The 16,590-nt window shown below is 63.8% G+C and carries 21 protein-coding genes; 14 read left to right on the top strand and 7 right to left on the bottom strand.

Annotation, left to right across the window (positions count from 1 at the left end):
- Positions 1-17: 17 nt before the first annotated feature.
- The 3 genes from QYS36_RS06130 to QYS36_RS06120 all read left to right on the top strand — a co-directional run bounded on the left by QYS36_RS06130 (position 18) and on the right by QYS36_RS06120 (position 2,028).
- A complete protein-coding gene (locus tag QYS36_RS06130) occupies positions 18-299 on the top strand; it encodes a peptidylprolyl isomerase (RefSeq protein WP_070886824.1) in 282 nt (93 codons plus the stop codon).
- Between the two features lie 139 nt (positions 300-438).
- Positions 439-1,578 (top strand): putative zinc-binding peptidase, encoded by a 1,140-nt coding sequence (locus QYS36_RS06125; protein WP_308838642.1) that lies wholly within the window; start codon positions 439-441, stop codon positions 1,576-1,578.
- Positions 1,579-1,611: 33 nt separating this feature from the next.
- The gene (locus QYS36_RS06120) at positions 1,612-2,028 is read left to right on the top strand and encodes a GFA family protein (RefSeq protein WP_308838641.1); all 417 of its coding nucleotides are present in this window, start codon (positions 1,612-1,614) and stop codon (positions 2,026-2,028) included.
- 1 nt (position 2,029) lies between these two features.
- Here the strand turns inward: QYS36_RS06120 and QYS36_RS06115 are convergent, their stop codons facing one another.
- Positions 2,030-2,860, bottom strand: a complete 831-nt coding sequence (locus QYS36_RS06115) for an inositol monophosphatase family protein (protein WP_308838640.1) — start codon at positions 2,858-2,860, stop codon at positions 2,030-2,032.
- A 99-nt stretch (positions 2,861-2,959) separates the two neighbouring features.
- Here QYS36_RS06115 and QYS36_RS06110 point away from each other — a divergent pair, with 99 nt between their 5' ends.
- Positions 2,960-3,694 (top strand): sulfite exporter TauE/SafE family protein, encoded by a 735-nt coding sequence (locus tag QYS36_RS06110; protein WP_308838639.1) that lies wholly within the window; start codon positions 2,960-2,962, stop codon positions 3,692-3,694.
- A gap of 208 nt (positions 3,695-3,902) precedes the next feature.
- On the opposite strand, the gene dgt is transcribed toward QYS36_RS06110, so the two are convergent.
- Entirely contained in the window at positions 3,903-5,369 is a 1,467-nt protein-coding gene (dgt, locus tag QYS36_RS06105) for a dGTPase (protein WP_308838638.1), read from the bottom strand.
- Positions 5,370-5,483: 114 nt separating this feature from the next.
- Between dgt and QYS36_RS06100 the strand changes: the two genes are divergently transcribed.
- Positions 5,484-5,672, top strand: a complete 189-nt coding sequence (locus tag QYS36_RS06100) for a hypothetical protein (protein WP_308838637.1) — start codon at positions 5,484-5,486, stop codon at positions 5,670-5,672.
- Between the two features lie 6 nt (positions 5,673-5,678).
- On the opposite strand, the gene QYS36_RS06095 is transcribed toward QYS36_RS06100, so the two are convergent.
- Positions 5,679-5,924, bottom strand: coding sequence for a DUF2789 domain-containing protein (locus QYS36_RS06095; RefSeq protein ID WP_308838636.1), 246 nt, complete (start codon positions 5,922-5,924; stop codon positions 5,679-5,681).
- Positions 5,925-6,062: 138 nt separating this feature from the next.
- Between QYS36_RS06095 and QYS36_RS06090 the strand changes: the two genes are divergently transcribed.
- The 9 genes from QYS36_RS06090 to QYS36_RS06050 all read left to right on the top strand — a co-directional run bounded on the left by QYS36_RS06090 (position 6,063) and on the right by QYS36_RS06050 (position 12,388).
- Positions 6,063-7,319, top strand: coding sequence for a serine hydrolase (locus QYS36_RS06090; RefSeq protein WP_308838635.1), 1,257 nt, complete (start codon positions 6,063-6,065; stop codon positions 7,317-7,319).
- Between the two features lie 75 nt (positions 7,320-7,394).
- Positions 7,395-7,904, top strand: coding sequence for a hypothetical protein (locus QYS36_RS06085; protein WP_308838634.1), 510 nt, complete (start codon positions 7,395-7,397; stop codon positions 7,902-7,904).
- 225 nt (positions 7,905-8,129) lie between these two features.
- On the top strand, positions 8,130-8,831 hold the full coding sequence (locus tag QYS36_RS06080) for a YebC/PmpR family DNA-binding transcriptional regulator (RefSeq protein WP_308838633.1): 702 nt from the start codon (positions 8,130-8,132) through the stop codon (positions 8,829-8,831).
- Positions 8,832-8,955: 124 nt separating this feature from the next.
- A complete protein-coding gene (locus QYS36_RS06075; protein ID WP_308838632.1) occupies positions 8,956-9,543 on the top strand; it encodes a hypothetical protein in 588 nt (195 codons plus the stop codon).
- Between the two features lie 2 nt (positions 9,544-9,545).
- Positions 9,546-9,947 (top strand): NUDIX domain-containing protein, encoded by a 402-nt coding sequence (locus tag QYS36_RS06070; protein WP_308838631.1) that lies wholly within the window; start codon positions 9,546-9,548, stop codon positions 9,945-9,947.
- 114 nt (positions 9,948-10,061) lie between these two features.
- Positions 10,062-10,316, top strand: coding sequence for a hypothetical protein (locus QYS36_RS06065; protein ID WP_308838630.1), 255 nt, complete (start codon positions 10,062-10,064; stop codon positions 10,314-10,316).
- 117 nt (positions 10,317-10,433) lie between these two features.
- Positions 10,434-10,766 (top strand): DUF2025 family protein, encoded by a 333-nt coding sequence (locus QYS36_RS06060; RefSeq protein ID WP_308838629.1) that lies wholly within the window; start codon positions 10,434-10,436, stop codon positions 10,764-10,766.
- A gap of 39 nt (positions 10,767-10,805) precedes the next feature.
- A complete protein-coding gene (locus tag QYS36_RS06055) occupies positions 10,806-11,204 on the top strand; it encodes a GNAT family N-acetyltransferase (RefSeq protein ID WP_308838628.1) in 399 nt (132 codons plus the stop codon).
- Between the two features lie 152 nt (positions 11,205-11,356).
- Complete coding sequence (locus tag QYS36_RS06050) at positions 11,357-12,388, top strand: GGDEF domain-containing protein (RefSeq protein WP_308838627.1); 1,032 nt, start codon at positions 11,357-11,359, stop codon at positions 12,386-12,388.
- 962 nt (positions 12,389-13,350) lie between these two features.
- On the opposite strand, the gene QYS36_RS06045 is transcribed toward QYS36_RS06050, so the two are convergent.
- From QYS36_RS06045 to QYS36_RS06030, 4 genes are all read right to left on the bottom strand, one after another.
- On the bottom strand, positions 13,351-15,006 hold the full coding sequence (locus QYS36_RS06045) for a cation acetate symporter (RefSeq protein ID WP_308838626.1): 1,656 nt from the start codon (positions 15,004-15,006) through the stop codon (positions 13,351-13,353).
- Positions 15,003-15,314, bottom strand: coding sequence for a DUF485 domain-containing protein (locus tag QYS36_RS06040; protein ID WP_308838625.1), 312 nt, complete (start codon positions 15,312-15,314; stop codon positions 15,003-15,005). Before QYS36_RS06040 ends, QYS36_RS06045 begins: the two co-directional genes overlap by 4 nt.
- 121 nt (positions 15,315-15,435) lie before the next feature.
- Complete coding sequence (locus tag QYS36_RS06035) at positions 15,436-15,780, bottom strand: hypothetical protein (protein ID WP_308838624.1); 345 nt, start codon at positions 15,778-15,780, stop codon at positions 15,436-15,438.
- A 68-nt stretch (positions 15,781-15,848) separates the two neighbouring features.
- Complete coding sequence (locus QYS36_RS06030; protein WP_308838623.1) at positions 15,849-16,421, bottom strand: flavin reductase family protein; 573 nt, start codon at positions 16,419-16,421, stop codon at positions 15,849-15,851.
- Positions 16,422-16,590 lie beyond the last annotated feature (169 nt).

The following is a 16,590-nucleotide window of genomic DNA, read 5'->3' as shown; positions in this document are numbered from 1 at the left end:
GAACGGAGTGTTTTCCCATGGCCAAAGCCACTGCCCGCCACATCCTGGTTGCCACCGAAGAGAAGTGCAACGAACTGAAAGCTGCCATCGAAGGCGGTGCCGATTTCGCCCAGGTCGCCAAGGACAACTCCAGCTGCCCGTCCAGCCGTGACGGCGGCAACCTCGGCTCGTTCGGCCCCGGCCAGATGGTCAAGGAATTCGACACTGTCGTGTTCAGCGCCCCGGTCAACGTGGTGCAGGGCCCGGTGAAGACCCAGTTCGGCTATCACCTGCTCGAAGTGACCAGCCGCCAGGACTGATTCACGCCGCGCCTGGTGCCGCAATGGCATCAGGCGCTTGCATCGCAGCACGTCTGCTCACCTGCTGTCGAAAAGCCCTGAACCCCCGGCGTTGCCTACACTCTATCGCTGCGTCAATCCGCGTGGGCGAGGCCCTCACATGAACCGGTTCTTCCAGGCCCTTGGCCTGCGCATTGGCGACTCGGCCAAGCAAACTCGCACGCCCAGTCAGAAAGCCCTGGGCAGATGCACCTGCGGCCAACCGATCTTTTTTCGCAACAGCCAGTGCCTGGCGTGCCAATCGCCATTGGGCTACGAGCCCGAACGCGGCCGGGTGGTGACCCTGAGCCAGGGCGATGCGCAAAGCTGGCGTATCGAAGGCGACGCCCGAGCCTACCGACGCTGCGCCAACCTGCATACCGCCGCCGGCTGCAACTGGCTGCTGCCGCACGCCAGCGATGCGCAGCTGTGCATCGCCTGCCAGCTCAACCGCACCATTCCCGACTTGTCGATCCCCGGCAATGAACAACGCTGGGCGCGCCTGGAAATGGCCAAGCGCCGGCTGGTCGCGCAACTGCTCAACCTGGGCCTGCCGCTGCTCAGCAAATACGCCGATTTCAACCGCGGCCTGGCCTTCGACTTCCTCGGCCCGGATCTCAACGGCCAGCCACCGATGACCGGGCATGCCAGCGGCCTGATCACCCTGAACATCGCCGAAGCCGACGATGATGTGCGCGAGCAGACGCGCATCCAGCTGCACGAACCCTATCGCACCCTGCTCGGGCACTTCCGCCACGAAGTCGGCCACTACTATTGGGACCGGCTGATCGCCGGCAGCGCCTGGCTCGACGATTACCGCCGGCTGTTCGGTGACGAACGCGCCGATTACCGCGCGGCCCTGCAACGCCACTATGAACGGGGCGCGCCGGCCGACTGGCAGGCGTCGTTCGTCAGTGCCTACGCCACCATGCATCCCTGGGAAGACTGGGCCGAAACCTGGGCCCACTACCTGCACATGATGGATACCCTGGATACCGCCCTGAGCTTCGGCATGCGTGCCGGCGACGTGGAGCTGGAGTTCCGCCCCTTCACCAAGGCTGCGCTGTACGACCCGGACGATCCCCAGGCGCAAGAGTTCTTGCAGTTCATCAATGCCTGGATCGAGCTCGCCGCCATGCTCAACGAGCTGGCGCGCAGCATGGGCCACAAGGATGTCTATCCTTTCGTGTTGTCCGCCGCGGTAGTCGGCAAACTGCAGTTCATTCATCGGGTCGTCGAGGCGGCCTCGCCCATCACGTGATGGCCTGACGGCCACGTTCAAGGAGAACCCTGTATGACTCATCTAGACAGACACGGCAGCTGCCTGTGTGGCGCCGTCAGCCTGACCCTGCGCATCACCAACCCAAGCGTCAGCGCCTGCCACTGCGCCACCTGCCGCAAATGGGGCGGCGGCCCGCTGCTGGTGGCCGAAGGACAATTGACGCAGCTGCGCGGCGAGCAGCAGGTGCGCATCCATGACTCCTCGGACTGGGCCGAGCGCGGCTTCTGCGGCCAGTGCGGCAGCCACCTGTTCTATCGTTTGAAAAGCAATGGCCACCATGCGGTGCCGGTCGGCCTGCTCGATGGGTATGACGACTGGCAGTTCGACAGCCAGATCTTCGTCGAATCCAGACCGGCGTACTACTGCTTCGCCAACCAGACCCGCGAGCTGACCGGCGAGCAGGTGTTCGCCGAGTTCGAGCAGGGTTGATTCACGGCGCGTCCAGGGACGGCCCGATCATCGCCGCCAGTTGCTCATAGACGCCAGGGGCGGCGACCAGGTACGGATTGCCGCCGAGTAGACCATCGCCACGCAGGAAATCGTTGCAGCGCCCTCCGGCCTCGCGTACCAGTACCAGGCCGGCCAGGCAGTCCCAGCTTTTCAGGTGGGTTTCGTAGTAGCCGATCAGGCGCCCGGCAGCCACGTAGGCGGTCATCAGTGCGCCGGAGCCGTTGCGCACGAACATGCCGCCCTCGTCGAGCAGGCGGCTGATGAATGGCAGAAAGTGCTCCTTGCCGGGGCGATGGGTGGTGCCGACGCCGACCAGCCCTTCACGCACATGGTTGGCGGCGTGGGCCTGCAACGGGGTGTCGTTGACGAAGGCGCCGCGCCCGACCACGCCATGGAACAGCTCGTCGTGGTTGGGATCGGCTATCGCGCCGAGCAGGGGCTCACCGTCCACCAGCAGGCCGATGGACACGCACCAGTTGTGCAGGCCATTGAGAAAACAGGCAGTACCGTCGATGGGGTCGATAACCCAGATGCAGCGCGCCTGCAGCCCATCACTGCCGCCCTCCTCGCCGACGATGCCGTCGTCTGGAAAGTGGCGGGCCAGCTCGCCACGAATGAACGCCTCCACCTGCTGATCGGCGATGCTCACCACATCCTGAAGATCGTCGCCCTTGTGCGCCACGGCGAGGCTGGCGCGCCGAACGTAGAAGGCCATGGCCCGTTCGGCCGCCTCCTTCGCCACCCGTTTGGCGAACGCATAGCGGGCGTCGAGCTGTTCACCGTCGAGGCTGGGCTGCTGGAAATCGGCCATGGGGGTAGATGCTCCCGAATCAGATGAGGTGATCGGCTGGCTTGCGAGGCAGCGGCCACAGCCTCTACCCTGCGCACTCGCTGAATGAGCGCTGTTGCAATGACCCTCGCCGACCTGCTGTTGTTCGCCATTCCTGCCGTGTTTCTCACCGGCCTGTCCAAGGGCGGCTTTGGCGGTGCCCTGGGCGGCATCGCCGTACCGCTGCTGGCCCTGGCCACCTCGCCGATGCAGGCGGTGGCGGTGATGCTGCCGATCCTTTGCCTGGCTGACGTGGTCGGGCTCAAGGCCTACTGGGGCAAATGGGATGTGGCCAACCTCAGGGTCATGCTGCCAGGCGCACTGATCGGCATCGTCATCGGCTCGCTGACCTTCGAGTTGCTCAACGAGAACCTGATCGGCCTGCTGATCGGCGTCATCGCCATATCCTTCGTGCTCCTGGGCCTATTCAGGGCCGACAGCAAACCGCGCCCGTTGCAACCCAAACGCGGCCTCATCCTCTCCTCGATTGCCGGCTTCACCAGCTTCGTCGCCCACGCCGGCGGGCCGCCGGTGATGATGCACCTGCTACCCCAGCAGCTGGACAAGCTACGCTACGTGGCGACCATCAACCTGTTCTTCTTGCTGACCAACGCCATGAAGCTGATTCCCTACACCTGGCTCGGCCAGTTCAGCCGGGAAAACCTGCTGCTCAGCCTGATGCTCGCTCCCGTCGTGCCGCTGGGCGTATGGACGGGCCTGTGGCTGCAATCGCGGATCAACCACACCTGGTTCTACCGCATCGCCCGGCTGGGCATGCTGCTGGCCGGGCTGCAGCTGATCTGGAAGAACATCTAAGAACCTGTTAACGGTTATTAGCCTAAAAGAGGCAGGTACAAGGCAATAGCAGCCGTTCGCCGATCCACTGTGGGAGCGCGCCATGCGCGCGAAAAATCGCGGGCATGGCCCGCTCCCACAGGCACTGCGCCGATGACCGCTCCCGCCACCTAACTGCCAAAATCAACGAACCTGGAAAGATCAAGAACAGGCTCTAGCCAAATCGCGCCTACAGCGCGAACAGCGTGCGGTACTCGTCATGGGCATGCTGGTCGGTCATGCCGCTGATGAAATCCTGCACCAGCCGGCAACGGTGGTAGAACTCCCAGGCCGCGCGATCCGCTTCGCCGCACTCGCGCACGGCCTGGCGATAGGCCTTGATCAGCTGGCTGGGCAGGCGGCGCACCAGCATCTGCAAATAGGCCTCACGACGGCAGTTGCCTTCGGTCAGTTCGGTGAAGGTCTGGGCATCGACCCGTAGCAAGGCACCGTAGCTGTCCAGCAAGCCCTGGATGATGCGGTGACCCTGCAACTGCAGGGTTTCCACCTCGCGGTGGCAGAACACCCGGGCCATCGCCACATCCTTGAAGGTCTGCACGATGGCGTGGGGCAGGCTGTCATCCTCGATCAGCGCACGATCCAGGGTGCCGGCATGCACCGCTTCGATATTGTCGATGAACTGCCGCGCGGCGTGCTGCACCAGCGGGTGGATCATGCTGACCCGCAGCTTGACGAAGAACTCGCCGGCCTTGTTGATCTCTTCCTGGTCATAGCGTTGCAGGGCCTGCTCGACCAGACCGCGAAAGGACTGCGGCGAGCCGGGAATCGGCGTGTCCGGGGATTGCAGCTTCGCGAAGGTCGACACCAGCAGCGGCGCCAGCTCGGTGACGCTGAGAATGCCCTTCTCTACCGAATCCTCGATATCGGCCAGGCAATAGGAGATGTCATCGGCCGCCTCCATGATGTAGGCCACCGGATGGCGGGTACCGGGCGCCTGGCCGAGCACCTGCTGCAACTCGGCAACGAAGCCCTCTTCGCAGAGATAGAAACCGGGCTTCTTGTTCAGGTAGGCACCGGCCGTGCCCTTGCCGGGCCTGGGCTGATAGGCCGGGCGCAGGTACTTGAGCAGGCCGGCGGTCTGGGTGTAGGTCAGCCGCAGGCGCTGCAGGCTTACCACCAGACGTACGGCCTGGGCGTTGCCCTCGAAGTTGCGCAGATCGGCGCGCATGCGTGCCTGCAGCTCGGGGTCGGCCACGTGTTGCGGCACGGCGATGGCGAACAGCCCGTCGAGGGCTCGCTCGAACCACTCGCCGATGGCGAACTCGCCAAAATGCCCGAACGGCGGGTTGCCGATGTCGTGCATCAGGCAGGTCATTTCCACCAGGCTTTCCAGGGCGCCCTGCAGGCCATCCAGGCCGTAGTCGGCGGCTCGCTCGCCCAGTTGGGCGTACAGCGTGCGGACGATGAAGCGCCCGGTCTGCTGCACCTCCATGGAATGGGTCAGGCGGCTGCGCACCGCGGCATTACGTTCCAGGGGAAACACCTGGGTGCGCTGCTGCAGGCGGCGAATGGCCGCGGAGTTGATGATCCGCCCGCGGTCACTTTCGAAGGCATACAGCAGATCGATATCGCCGCCGGCCTGATCACCAGGGCGCAACGCGCAGATTCGCTGTTTGAAATTCACCGCTGCAGGCATCGTCCGGCTCTCGATCTGGCATCCAAGCCGCGAGCCTAACGCGCAGCGCCCGGTTTACCAAGCACCCGAGGCCGGGGACAATGGGCGCATCGTGCCAATCAGCAAGAGACTTTCATGAAGCGCGCCGACTTCCACCAGCACCATGCTGCGCAGGCTAGCGCCGAAGCCCAGCGCCTGCTGGATCGCCAGGCCAGCCTTGGCGCAGGCTGGCTGACCTGGGTGGCCAGCGAGCTGTACCGGCTCTCGCCGCCGGAGTATGCGGCCATGGTCAGGCGCGAACTGCAGCGCCTGACGACGTCGTGATGCGCCTCAGGCGGGCTTGTTCTGGTGCAGGCGCACGTTGAGCTCGTCGACCACTGGCGCCCATTCGGCATCTTCCAGCAGTTCGTCCTTGAGGAAGGTGGCCTGGGCCTGGTTCCAGAATTGCGCCTCGGACACCTTCACATCGTCGGGCAGCGGGTAATGCTTGGCGATGAAGGCATCGATACTGGCGGGGTCGGACGGCAGTCCCAGTTGCTCGAACAGGGTACCAAGGTCTTTGTTGGGCAGTTCCATGGGGTTCTCCATCAGGTAGGTGCTGTGTAGAGCCGCGCCCGCAAACGACAGTTCAACCTCTCGGCCGCAAGGCAAGCGCGCTGCGTGAGGCGGTTATCGGCTATGGTTGAGCGATCGACCATTCCCTGGGGACGCCCCATGAGCACCGTCCAATACTGCCGCAGCGCCTTTATCCCAACCGCCATCGCCCTGCTGCTCGGCGCCTGCAGCAGCGCACCGACGCCGCCTGCCGACAAGCCGGAGCGCATGGGTCGGGCGCAGGATCTCTACGAGCTGCCCCAGGCTTACCAGGCCGGCACCTACCGGCATATGGACGAGCTCTTCTTCACCCGCACCGTGCCCCGCGGGCCACAGGTCTATCCGCTGCCGACGCGCAGTGAAGTGGCCGTCGAGTACCAGGCTGACGGCCAGCGCCTGGGCGTCGATGCATTCATGCGGCGCAACCAGGTCAGCGGCCTGCTGATTCTCAAGGACGGCCAGGTGGCGCTGGAACGCTACGCCATGGGCAACGACGCGAGTACGCGCTGGACGTCCTTCAGCGTGGTCAAGTCGATCTCCTCGACGCTGATCGGCGCCGCCGTGCAGCAGGGCAAGATCGCCAGCGTGAACGAACCGATCACCCGCTATCTGCCGCAGCTCAAGGGCGGCGCCTACGATGGCGTGAGCATCGAACAGGTGCTGCAGATGAGCTCCGGGGTGGCCTGGGACGAAACCTACCGCGACCCGCAATCGGACCGGCGCCGCATGTTCGAGCTGCAGTTGGCCAACAACCCTGGCGCCCTGCTCAAGCAGATGTCCGGCCTGAAGCGGGCACAAGCGCCGGGCACCACGTTCAACTACAGCACCGGCGAATCGCACCTGCAGAGCGAACTGGTGCGCGCGGCGACCGGCATGACCGCCAGCGATTATCTCTCCGAGCGCATCTGGGCGCGCCTGGGCATGGAGCGTGACGCCTTCTGGCAGCTCGACAGCCGCGCCGGTCAGGAGATCGGCAGCAGCGGCCTGTCGGCGACCCTGCGCGATTACGGCCGCTTCGGCCAGTTCATCCTCGCTGACGGGGTGATCGACGGTGAACGCATTCTGCCGGCCGGCTGGCTGCAACGTGCCACCCGCGCCGCACCAGGCTCGCACCTGGAGCCGGGCAAGCTGTACGACGGCGAATACGCGCTGGGCTATGGCTACCAGTGGTGGCTGTTTCCGGTTGGCGCTGGCGCTTTGCCGAACCACGGCGGTGGCGCCTTCGAGGCCCAGGGCATCTTTGGCCAGTTCCTGTACATCAACCCCAGGGAGAAGGTGGTGGCGGTGGTGTGGAGCACCTGGCCGAAACCCGAGATGGACAAACGGGAAATGGAAACCTACGCCTTCATCGGCGCCGCGGTCGATGCGCTGCGCTGAAACCGAAAAACACCGGCGAGCCGAACCTGAAGGCGGCACGCGGGTCGATACATCAGATTTGCCTGGGGGATACCTATGATTGATCGCCGACACGGCGTTGGCTGCCTGCTGCTGAGCCTGATGCTCGCGGGCTGTGCCTCACCGACCACCTGCGACGAGCCGCTGAGCGGCGACAGCTGCCGCGAACGTCAGCTGCTGTACCAGAACGACATGTTGCAGGCCAAGATGCTGGTGATGTCCGGCGACCTGGAGAGCCATGAGCTGGCCAATGCCCTGCTGCGCCGTGCCGCAAGCGAGGACGAGCGTGGCGAGGTGGAGTTCTACCAGGCGATTCTGATGATCCGCGAGGGCCCGCAGACCGAGGAGGTGCTCGGCAAGCTGGAAGCCGCCGCCGACAAGCAGCAGCCCTACGCCGTGGCGCTGCTCTATCGGATCTGGTCGCAGCCCTACCTGGTCGATGAAGCCGACCCGATCCGCGCCGAAGAATACCGCGCCGACTACGCCGAACTGGATGTCGCCAAGAGTGGCTACCCCTCGTTCGAGAAAGCCCTGGAACTGGTCGACCAACTGGTGCAGATGCCCTGAGCGGCTCTCGGCGCGTCGTGGCGATTGCGCCGCAGCCGGCCCGCGCCGAGCGTTTTGTGGCAGCACGGCCCTGCGCGATGGGTGCCGGGTAGCAGTAAAATGTGATTTGTCGGTGCCAGCAGCGCGCCAAGGCATTAAAATCTGCCACCCTAATTCGTCGCACAGCCTGTTCCGGTCACCTGAAGGCTGCGCCACGCCATCATCCGCACAGCCGAGAGAACAGACATGGGCGCCCAGTGGAAAGCCAAACCTAAAGAAGCCGCCGCCAACGCCAGGGGCAAGATTTTCGGTCGCCTGGTCAAGGAGATCATGGTCGCCGCGCGCAATGGCGCCGATCCGGACATGAACCCCAAGCTGCGTCTGGCCATCCACCAGGCCAAGAAAGCCTCGATGCCCAAGGACACCCTCGATCGCGCCATCAAGAAAGGCGCCGGCCTGAGCGGCGAGACGGTCAACTTCGAGCGCACCACCTATGAAGGGTTCGCCCCCCATCAGGTGCCGCTGATCGTCGAGTGCCTGACCGACAACGTCAACCGCACCGTGGCCGAGATCCGTGTGCTGTTCCGCAAGGGCCAGCTGGGCGGCAGCGGCTCGGTGGCCTGGGATTTCGACCATGTCGGGCTGATCGAAGCCTCCAGCGACAGCGCCGCCGACCCTGAGCTTGCCGCCATCGAAGCCGGCGCCCAGGACTTCGACGAGGCCGACGAAGGCAACACCCTGTTCATCACCGAGGCGACCGACCTCGACCTGGTCAGCCGCGCCCTGCCCGAGCAAGGCTTTACCGTCAACTCGGCCAACCTGGGCTACCGCCCGAAGAACCCGGTTACCAGCCTGACCCCCGAACAACGCGAAGAAGTCGAAGCCTTCCTGGAAGCCATCGACAACCACGACGACGTACAGAACGTCTACGTGGGGCTCGCCGGCTAATCGGGCCGAAGCGGCGAATTGCGGCAATCGATCACGGTATTGCCGCAATAACCCGGTATACTGTCCGGCTTCCTTCTTTGCCGATCAATGGCAAAGCGGAACACAGCCTTACAGGAGCTTCATCGTGCACAAGTCCCTCATTCTCGCCGCCTGCCTTATGCTCGGAGCTTGCAGCAGCGCCCCACAACCGTCGCCGGCACCACTCCCGGCCGACCAGGACAGCATCGTGCGCAGCAACCTGGAGGCGATTCACAACGCCCAGGTCGTGCCGCTGCCCCTCGACCCGAACAGCAAAGTGCCTCGTGGCCTGGCCAGCGATGCCAACATGCAGTTCGGCAGCTCGCTGTCCAATTACCGCGTCTACTCCCTGAAGCTCAAGCAGGGTGAGCGCTACCGCCTCAATGTCAACTCGCTGTGTGACCACACCTGCCTGGGTATCAACAAGTTCGCCCTGAAGCCCCGTGCGGTGCTGATGGACGCCTACGGCACGGTAATCCCCAACAAGCCGGCCCGCCCCTCCACGGTGATCGGCATGACCAGCATGGGCTGGGATGGTGAGGCGCCGGAAGACGGCACCTACTACCTGCTGGTAGCCGCCGACAAGGAAGACATTGGCCGCACCATCGTCATCGACGACGTGTGGATCAACAACTCGCCGCTGATGGCAGTCAAGGTCGGCCTGCTCGACACCCCGCCCCGCCACCTGCGCTGAGCATGTCGCGCACCCTGAACATCGCAGCCGCCTGCCTGCTCGACGATGCGGGCCGCCTGCTGCTGGTGCGCAAACGCGGCACCCGGATGTTCATGCTGCCGGGCGGCAAACGCGAAGCCGCCGAAAGCGCCCTGCAGACCCTGGCCCGCGAGCTCGATGAAGAGCTCAACCTGCAGCTACCCCAGGCGGCGTTCACGCCCCTGGGCCACTTCAACGAAACGGCCGCCAACGAAGCCGATACCCGCGTCGAGGCCGATATCTTTCGCGCCGCCCTCTGCCACCCGGTTGCGCCAGCGGCCGAGCTCGAGGAGCTGCGCTGGCTGGCAGCTGAAGACCCGCGCGGTGACGACCTGGCGCCGCTGCTGCGCCTGCATGTACTGCCGCTGCTCTGGCCGCACGACTGAGCACATCTCGGCCTCTCGGGCACCGATAGCCACTATCGAAGTGAATGATTTCTGCGCCACGCGGCCAGCCAATAGCCTATGAGCTATCAAAGGTCTCGCTTACAGGTGCCCGCCATGCAACGTTCACTGCTCGTTCTGCTCACCCTTGTTACCCTCGCGCTTGCCGGCTGCGCCACCCCGCAGTCGGCCGCCGAACGCCCCTATACCGACGCCGAGATCAAGCAGTTCGCCCTGGAGATGCTCAGCCGCAGCGGCCTGCCGTACGAGGATTACGAGAAGATTCGCAGCGCCCTGCAGGCGCCCAATTACCGGGTGTCGAATTCGATCCGCGATGTCGGCCCGCAGCCGCGCGTATTGCCGGAAGGCTGATCAGCCAGCCCCTGCGGCAGCAGCGCAGCGCGCCTGTCACCGATTCATTGATCCACGGCAACGCCGTTGCCAACCCAACCCTTAGCCTGAGCCGCTCCATTCTCGCGAGGGCTCACCATGGCTATCACCTCTGCCGGCATCTGCGCCGCTGCCGACCAGTTGCAAGGTTTCGTCGGCTTCAACCGCAAGAGCGGTCGGCATATCGTCCGTTTCAGCGAGGACTCGTTTGGCCTGGACGTCGCCGAAGACAGCATCACCCCGGCCAGCGAGTTCGTTTGGCATGCCGCGGACAACAGCGCGCTGATGACGCTCAAGCGCGAGCGCCTGCGCCTGCTGGTCGAGCTGCGCATCGACGAGCGCCTGGCCATCAGCGAACCGCTGCGGGTTTACCTGCGCCGTGATGACCTGCCGGAAATCAGTGCCGTACGCCTGTTGCAACGCCGCGCCTGAAACGTAGACTGGCGCCCCGCCCGCCACTGCCGCCCTTCGATGACCGAGTTTCGCTGCCTGCCCGACCACCTGCGCCCCCTGGCCGACAAGTTCTACCGCAGCCAGCGCTCGGCCATGCGCACCCGGGCGGCCCACCAGGTATGGGTGGCCGAACGCCCCCAGATCATCGCCGCCCTGTGCCTGCAGCCCATGGCTCACGGCCAGTGGCTGACCAGCCTGCTGGTCGATGCCGAGCAGCGCCGCCAGGGCGTGGCCAGCGCGCTGATCGAGCGCGCCCTGCAAGCCATCGACACACCGGTCTGGCTGTTCTGCCACCCGGATCTGCAGCCGTTCTACCAGCGCCAGGGCTTCGAACCCTGCGATCAACCGCCAGAAGCCCTGGCGCAACGTTTGCGGCGTTACAAAATGAAAAAGATATTGAACGTCATGGCACGTTGATATCTCATAAGGGGTAATGTGACGGGGTATTCAAGCCACCTCGCTTCGCGCTAGCCCTTGCCGCACCCATGGCCCACTACAATGGACGCGAGCGCTATCGACAAGCGAGCACTGCTGCCAGGCGACCGCGCGACCAATGAGAACAATAGGCCATGGGCAGACGTTTCAAGCGTGTACTGGCGCGTTTGCGCAAGGACTTCCAGCTCTCCATCATCACCCTGACGGGGTTCTTCGGGGTACTCGGTATCTCGCCTTACGCCGTCTATCGCCTGTCGCAAGGCAGCTACGCGGTCGGTATCGCCGACACCATCATCGTGCTGTCGACCCTGTTTGCCATGGGCTACGCCTGGCGAACCGGCGACACGCGCAAGCCTGGCCTGTGCCTGATGGTCGTCGCCTCCCTGTGCGCCACGCTGATCGTCATCAAGCTGGGCATCAACGGCCTGTTCTGGATCTATCCACTGATCCTTCTCAACTTCTTCATGGTGCCACCGCTGCTGGCGCTGCTGGCGACCGCCGCGGTACTGGTCGCCTTGGTGGCCTATTCGCGGCTGATACCGGGCACGGTATTCGAAAGCGATTACCAGATGCTGTCGTTCATCGTCACCGCGATGCTATCCAGTATCCTCAGTTTCATCTTCGCCCAGCGCGCGAGCTACCAGCGCAAGCAGCTGCAGTCCTGGGCAACCCGCGACGCACTCACCGGCGCCCGTAACCGCCGGATGATGGATCAGGAGCTGAAGATCGCCGTCGCCAACAAGCGTCGCCATCAGATCAGCAGCGCCGTGCTGGTCATCGACATGGACCATTTCAAGCAGGTCAACGACCGCTTCGGCCATGCGGTGGGCGACCAGGTGCTGGTGAGTTTCGTCGCGCTGACCAATCGCTGTTTCCGCCATGAAGACCGGCTGTTCCGCTTTGGCGGTGAAGAGTTTCTGCTGCTGCTGAGCAACACCAACGAAAAGGGCCTGCGCGCCGCTGCCCTGCAGTTGCAGGCGCAGATCGCCGAGCATCTGAAGAGCCCGGGCGGGCCGGTCACGGTGTCGATGGGCGGCGCCGTGCTGTACGCCAACGAACGCTGGCAGGACTGGCTGCAACGCGCTGACCATCAGCTTTACGAAGCCAAGCGCGCCGGGCGCAACCGCATCCATATCGACACCTACCAGGTGGCGGCATTGGCCTAGCGAAGGCGGCAGCAGACTCTCCACTCCACGCCGCCCCCAAGCCCGGCGAGCCTGTCCGGCCAGGCCATCAGCCCGCCCCCGGGACTGGCAAATAAGTGTTCGCTGTCGATGACTTGGCACTCTCCATCAGCACGCCGCCTGGCTGGGTGGGTTTCGCCCCTTACGGGCGACTCACTTTCTTTGCTTGTGCAAAGAAAGTAAGCAAAGAAACACACCCCTACATACGGCCCCGGCTGCGCCGGGGTTCCCTCCTTCCATCACCGCTCCAGGGGCACGCCGCGAAGGGCCATCCCTGGCCCATCGCGGCTCTCGCGACATCCATGTCGCTCAACCCCTTCCACGGTGATTCCACTCGGCCTCCTGAAGGGGACCATGTCGCGAGCTTGCGACATCTGCGCAAGATCAAAGTCGGTAGCGTTTGGCTTTTGCTCTTGAAGCCCGATCTCGCAGACGACGCCCAAGTCCCCTTCAGGAGGCCGAGTGGAGGTGTTGCGTAGGGGAGCGAGCCGCATGGATGCGGCGAGAGGCTTAATGGGCCAAGGATGGTCCATGTAAGCCGCCCCCCGGAGCGGCGCCGGAGCGAGGAAACGCAGCGAAGCGGAGTAACAGCCGAAAGGCTGGCCCGTAGGGTGAGCACAGCGAATCAAGTTTCGCGCAGCGAACCCCGGATGTCGGGGTGCCCTTCTTTGGCACACCTTTCTTGGGCAAGCAAAGAGACGTAGCGAAGCGCAGTAACAGCCGCAGGCTGGCCCGAAGGGTGAGCGAAGCGAATCAAGGTGTGGCGCCCGTAAGGGGCGAAACACAATGGTTCAGTAGACGCGGTAATGGATAGCGCCAAGCCAGTAAGTGATACGCACACAAACTTGCCAGTCCGGTATCAAGTGCATCCTCCATGCGCAAATGCGAATAACCAAAAAAAAGGGGCGACCCGCAGGCCGCCCCTTCGTTTACCCGGTGCGCAATCAGTGAGCCGAAGCGCCACTGGCCCCCAGGCCGGTGTGCGAACGCACGAATTGCGGCAGGAACAACGCGCGCTCCCCTTCGGCCGCCTTGGACTTGTCGGTGATCGAGAAGAACCAGATACCGATGAAGGCAACGGCGATCGAGAACAGCGCCGGGTATTCGTACGGGAAGATCGCCTTCTCGTGGCCGAGTACCGAGACCCAGATGGTCGGGCCGAGCACCATCAACACCACGGCCGTGATCAGGCCCAGCCAGCCGCCGATCATCGCCCCGCGGGTGGTCAGGTTTTTCCAGTACATGGAAAGGAACAGCACCGGGAAGTTACAGCTCGCTGCGATGGAGAAGGCCAGGCCCACCATGAAGGCGATGTTCTGCTTCTCGAAGAGAATGCCCAGGCCGATGGCCAGGACACCCAGGCACACGGTGGTGATCTTCGAAACCCGCAGCTCATCCTTCTCGTTGACGTTGCCCTTCTTGATCACGCTGGCATACAGGTCGTGGGATACCGCCGAGGCGCCCGCCAGGGTCAGGCCGGCTACCACCGCAAGGATGGTGGCGAAGGCCACGGCCGAGATGAAGCCCAGGAAGATGCTGCCACCCACCGCGTTGGCCAGGTGCACCGCCGCCATGTTGTTGCCGCCCAGCAGCGCGCCGGCAGCGTCCTTGAAGGCCGGGTTGGTGCTCACCAGCAGAATCGCGCCAAAGCCGATGATGAAGGTCAGGATGTAGAAGTAGCCGATGAAACCGGTGGCGTAGAACACCGATTTGCGGGCTTCCTTGGCATCACCCACGGTGAAGAAGCGCATGAGGATGTGCGGCAGACCAGCCGTACCAAACATCAGCGCGAGGCCGAGGGAAATCGCCGAGATCGGATCCTTGACCAGGCCGCCCGGGCTCATGATGGCTTCGCCGTTGGCGTGAACCTTGATCGCTTCGGTGAACAGCGTGTTGAAGTTGAAGCCGACGTGCTTCATCACCATGAAGGCCATGAACGAGGCGCCGGAGAGCAGCAGCACCGCCTTGATGATCTGCACCCAGGTGGTGGCCAACATGCCGCCGAACAGCACGTACATCACCATCAGGATGCCGACCAGCACCACCGCCACGTGGTAGTCGAGGCCGAACAGCAACTGGATCAGCTTGCCGGCGCCGACCATTTGCGCGATCAGGTAGAAGGCCACCACCACCAGCGAGCCACTGGCCGACAGGGTGCGGATTTCCTTCTGCTTGAGGCGATAGGACGCCACGTCGGCGAAGGTGTATTTGCCCAGGTTGCGCAGGCGCTCGGCGATCAGGAAGAGGATCACCGGCCAGCCGACCAGGAAGCCGATCGAGTAGATCAGGCCGTCGTAGCCGGAGGTGAACACCAGCGCGGAAATACCCAGGAAGGAAGCTGCCGACATGTAATCGCCAGCGATCGCCAGACCATTCTGGAAGCCGGTGATACCGCCGCCTGCGGTATAGAAATCGGACGTCGACTTGCTGCGCTTGGAGGCCCAGTAGGTGATGCACAGGGTGCCACCGACGAAGGCCAGGAACATCAGGATGGCAGGCGTATTGACCGCCTGCTTCTGCACTTCGCCGGCCAGCGCATCGGCCCACAATGCGGGGGCCAGGGCCATCAAGGCCAACGTGGAGAGAATACGGCCGATCATTTGCCCACCTCGTCCAGGATCGCCTGGTTCAGGTTGTCGAATTCGCTGTTGGCGCGGCGCACGTAGATGCCGGTCAGCACGAAGGCGGAAAGGATCACGCCGACGCCGACGGGGATACCCCAGGTGATCGGCGAATCCGGGTTGATGCGGGTACCGAGCCAACCGGGCACGAAAGCGATGAGCAGAATGAAGCCGACGTAGATGCCGAGCATGATGGCGGAGAGTATCCAGGCGAATCGCTCGCGCTTGGCTACTAGCTCCCGGAAGCGCGGACTTTGCTCGATCCGCCGGTAAATGCTGTCGTTCATTTTATTGTTATCCTCCACAGCAGGATGCTGGTACGGATAACTCTATGTCAGCGCTCAACTTGCAACAGACGACCTTAGTCGAAGCCCCCGGCTTTCTAGACCAAAGTCTAATGCTTGGCGTCTAGCGCCGCTGCTGGTACTGCTGCGTGCCCTGCCCCGGATAACGCTGCACTTCGTAGCCATTCGGGTATTCGGTGCTCTGGCGAATACCGCCACGGGTCTCGAACGTCGAGCTGCGTTGCCCGCTTTCATAGCGGCGCGAATCGATGCCCTGCGGTATGCGCTGGCCGCCATAGAGGTTGTAGCGCTCCTGGCGCTCATAAGTGTCGACGCTGCCACTCGCCCCTGGGCTTACATAAGCCTTGGGAATCACCCGGATGGTTTGCGGCGCCCGCTCGTCCGCCACCGCTGCAGCGCCACAGGCCAGAACGGCCAGCGCCAGGGTAAGACCAATCATTGTTTTCATCGCGAACTCCAATCACGGCGCCGATGCGCCTGCGCTGCATGTCTGCCTGAGACAACGCCAGACACGGATCATTTGCGGGTCAGCACCTCGCCTATGCCGTAAAAGTGACCGCCGGCCACATGATGAATGCTGCGCCAGCTTGGCTCGGCATCCTCGAAGTGCCAGCGGCCGTCGCGGAACACTCGCTCATCCGCCCAGGCCGCGGTGACCTCGCCGATGAATAAGTCGTACGCCTGCTGGTTATGCGGCTCGTCGATCAGCCGACAGGCCAGCCACGCCGAGCAGCCGGCAACGAACGGCAGATCCAGATCCCCCAGGGCGATCAGCTCGACACCGCTATCGGCCAGCTTGCTGGGCTCATCATTGAGGCTACGCGAGCCGACCTGATAGGTCAGTTCCAGCTGCGCGGCCGTGGGCACCTGGATCACGAACTGCCCGCTGCGCTCGACCAGTACGCGTGTAGCGGTGCTTTTATCGAGCACCACGGTGAGCTTGGGCGGCTCGAAATCCAGGGCACAGGCCCAGGCAGCGGCCATCACCCCATCGACACCGGCATGACGGGCAGAAACAAGCACGGTCGGGCCGTGGCTGAGCAGTCGGTAAGCCTTGTCCAGGCTTACGGGCTTGATCGAATCGTGCATCGCGGCACCTCACTGGAATCCAGGCGTCAATGTACAACATCGTGGCTGTGCAAAAAATTGAACGCCCGGGGCTGCCTCTTCTGCACGAGTAGCACTAGAATCGACCGCGAACCGGCTCCAGAGCCGCCATTCGAACGGGCACGAGGCACGCAAACAACGTCGCCTGCCC

It is taken from the genome of Pseudomonas sp. G34, from assembly GCF_031119625.1.
Classification (GTDB): domain Bacteria; phylum Pseudomonadota; class Gammaproteobacteria; order Pseudomonadales; family Pseudomonadaceae; genus Aquipseudomonas.
Note: the sequence above shows the minus strand (reverse complement) of the source record. Positions and strands in the feature narration are given on the sequence as shown.